Genomic DNA, 3,192 nt, shown 5'->3' on the forward strand with positions numbered 1-3,192 from the left:
ATCTTGCGACGGAGCCACCCGGGCGGCACTCGCCCTGGCCCGGCTCGGCTACCGGGTCAAGGAGATGATCGGCGGCATCGAGTACTGGATCCGCGAGGGTTTCGCCGTCGAGACCCCGGACGGCCGCACGCAGCGCCCAGCGGACCCGCTCACCTCCCCGGCCGGCCCGCACCCCGCGTCCGCACCGGCCGGCCCGCCCTCCTGCGGCTGCTGAGGGCCCTCAGCGGCTGGGCCCGGACCGTCAGGAGTCGGCGCCCGTGGTGACGGTCCGCTCCGCGGAGAAGCGGCCCCAGGTGCCGTCGGGCAGTTTGGCCCGGATCTTCACCCGGTGGGTGCTGCCCTCGCGGTCGCTGACGAAGAAGCTGTAGGTGGCCTCCTTCGCCGGCGCGGAGTCACCCCAGGCCAGCGTGGTGGCGAACTCGCCGTCCAGGTAGATCTGGTACTCGGCGACCTCACCTCCGGTGTTCGGCGGCGTCCACGCCAGGTCCAGGTCGAAACCGCCCTCGGTGGAACTGGTCGCCGCGGTGAAGTCGCCGGGTGCGGTGTTGGCGCCGCCGCCCGGGCCGGAGGCGGTGGTGACGTCCACGGCGTTGCTGGCGGGGGAGACGTTGTCGGCGGTGTCGCGGGCCTTGACGGTGAACACGTAGTCCGTGCCGGGCCGCAGGCCGGTCAACAGGGCCGTGGTCTCGTCGCCCGCCACGCTGTGGATCTTCGAGTCGCCCTGGAAGACGTCGTACGAGGCGACGCCGAGGTTGTCGTCCGACTTCTTCCAGGACAGCGTCGCCGCCCGGGCGCCCTCCGCCTTCCCGCGCAGACCGCTGGGACGGCTGGGCGGCTCGTCGTCCTCGGAGTCGGCGGACAGCATGGTGACGGGCGCCTTCCGGCTGGGCCGGGAGACGTTGCCGGCGGCGTCCTTGGCCCGCACGGTGAAGGTGTACTCGGCGGACGGCTCGAGCCCGTCGACGTCGGTCATGTGACGGTCGCCCGGCACGTCCTTCACCTTCTCCGAGCCCTGGTAGACCTCGTAGCCGGTGACTTCGACGTTGTCCGTGGACCGGTTCCACATGACGTGCGCAGACGTGGAACTGCTCGCCTGCGCGGTGAGACCCGCCGGTGGGGCCGGAGGCCGGCCGTCGCTGTCGCCCAGCAGTCCGCAGCCGGCCAGGGGGAGCCACAGGACGGCGGCCAGCGCTGCCGGGCCCAGGATGCGTCGCACGGGCATGCCTTCCCATCGGTGCAATGGTCTAGACATATATGGCACAGCTGGGGCCGCACATCAAGACATCGGGTGGCCCGGCTGCCCCGCCGACCGCGCGGCCACCCCCCGTCGGGCGGCCGTCAACGCGGCGGTGGGCAGCGGGCGTTCCTCAGTGGGAGTCGCCGGGCGAGGAGGCGTCGAGCGGCTCCAGACGCTGCCACGGGCCCGGCACCGCGGCCCGGTCACCCGCCTCGACCCGGTGCAGCAGCACACCCTCGCGGACCGCCCACGGGCACACCCGGACACTCTCCAGGCCGAGCTGCCGCATCGCCTCGTGCGCCACCACGGCTCCCGCCAGCGCCTGCCCGGCCCTCGCGGTGGAGATCCCCGGCAGCTTCGCCCGCTCCTCGGCAGTGGCCGACGCCAGTTTCTCGACCGCCCGCCCGAGGTCCTCCTCGGCCAGCACCCGCGGCACCCGCGGCCCCGCCCGGCGCGGGGCCGCCCCGCACAGCCTGGCGAGCTGCTGGAAGGTGCGCGAGGTGACGACCGTCGTGGACGGACCGGAGTCCTGAAGCCGGCGGACCGCCTCCGCGAGTTCCGACCGCACATACGCCCGCATGCGCTCCACGGCCTCGGGCTCGGGCGGGTCCTGACCCGCGAACCACTCCCGGGTGAGGCGGCCCGCACCCAGCGGCAGACTCATCGCGAAGTCGGGCCGGCCCTCACCGGCGGCCACCTCCAGCCGGCTGCCCCCGATGTCCAGCAGTGTCAGCGGACCCGCGCGCCGCCCCGCCCACCTGCGGGCGGCGAGGAACGCCATCTCGGCCTTGCGGCCGGGCGGCAGCACCGGCAACTGGACGCCGGTGCGCTCCCGCACCGTGCGCTGGAGCTCGACGCGGTCGGGGGCCTCCCGCACGACAGCGGTGGCGTAGACCAACAGTTCCTCGGCCCCCGCCTCGCGTGCCCGGTCCCGGCACTCGGCGACCGCGTCGGCGATCCGGTCCGCCGCCGCCTTGCCCAACCGGCCGTCGCTGCCGGCCAGCTGGGCGAGCCGCAGCCGGCGCCTGGCCGTGTCGACCGGTTCCAGGACACCCTTCACCGAGTCGGCCACCAAGAGGGAGGCCGACTGCGATCCCACGTCCAGTACACCTCTACGCATGCGAGCCAAGTACCCCCATCAAAAGAACCCATTCTGCCACAGCCGTCACATGGCCGTTTTCCGGGGGCCGCTCAGCCACCTTCACCAACGAGGGTTTGGCGCCCGTGGCGGGTGGTAATCCCACTGCCGGCGACAGCCCGCCGGAGTCGCTGCCGGGCGGGACCGGCACCCGGCGCAGCCCGAGGGAGCCCAGCATGGCCGACCGAGCGCGGGGCACCGAAGCGGCGCCGCAGGCCCCACCGAGCAGGCTGCCCGGCATCGTGCTGGGCGTCGGCCTCGGCGGATTCGTCGACGGCATCCTGCTCCACCAGGTGCTCCAGTGGCACCACATGCTGACGTCCACGGACAGCGCGAACATCAACGTGGCGCACTACCCGGCCGACACCGTGCACGGCCTGGAGATGAACACCCTGTGGGACGGCGTCTTCCACGTGGTCACCTGGCTCGCCGTGCTCATCGGCCTGGCCGTGCTCCACCACCGCTACACGCACAGCCGCCGCCGGTTGTGGACCTCCCGCGGGCTGTGGGGCTGGGTCCTCGTCGGGTGGGGGCTGTTCAACCTCGTCGAAGGGGTGCTCGACCACCACGTCCTGGGCATCCACCACGTCCGGGAGGGTGAGCACCGACTCTGGTGGGACCTGGGCTTCCTGGCACTGGGCGCCGCACTGGTCGCGGGCGGCTGGCTGCTGCAACGCGGCGCCCACGCCGACCCGAACGGCCCCCACAACGGCGAGACCGCGGCGCCCGACGGGCCCGCTCAGGAAGCAGGCACACCACAGCCCGCAGGCCGGCCAGACGGTGACCGCGGCCGGGGTCCCGGTGACGCGGGCGGACC

The 3,192-nt window shown here is 73.6% G+C and carries 3 protein-coding genes and 1 pseudogene; 2 read left to right on the plus strand and 2 right to left on the minus strand.

Going from position 1 to position 3,192, the window contains the following annotated elements:
• Positions 1 to 214: pseudogene (locus tag ACYVE9_RS20425) on the plus strand (hypothetical protein); the annotation flags it as partial.
• 27 nt (positions 215 to 241) lie between these two features.
• Here the strand turns inward: ACYVE9_RS20425 and ACYVE9_RS20430 are convergent.
• Together ACYVE9_RS20430 and ACYVE9_RS20435 are read right to left on the minus strand one after the other, a co-directional pair.
• Positions 242 to 1,222 (minus strand): fibronectin type III domain-containing protein, encoded by a 981-nt coding sequence (locus tag ACYVE9_RS20430; RefSeq protein ID WP_461029338.1) that lies wholly within the window; start codon positions 1,220 to 1,222, stop codon positions 242 to 244.
• 145 nt (positions 1,223 to 1,367) lie between these two features.
• A complete protein-coding gene (locus tag ACYVE9_RS20435) occupies positions 1,368 to 2,336 on the minus strand; it encodes a Ppx/GppA family phosphatase (protein ID WP_461029339.1) in 969 nt (322 codons plus the stop codon).
• Positions 2,337 to 2,551: 215 nt separating this feature from the next.
• Here ACYVE9_RS20435 and ACYVE9_RS20440 point away from each other — a divergent pair.
• Positions 2,552 to 3,192: DUF2243 domain-containing protein (locus tag ACYVE9_RS20440; protein ID WP_461029340.1), on the plus strand; the 641-nt coding region annotated here is incomplete at its 3' end.

The sequence above is a fragment of the Streptomyces sparsus genome, from assembly GCF_054776295.1.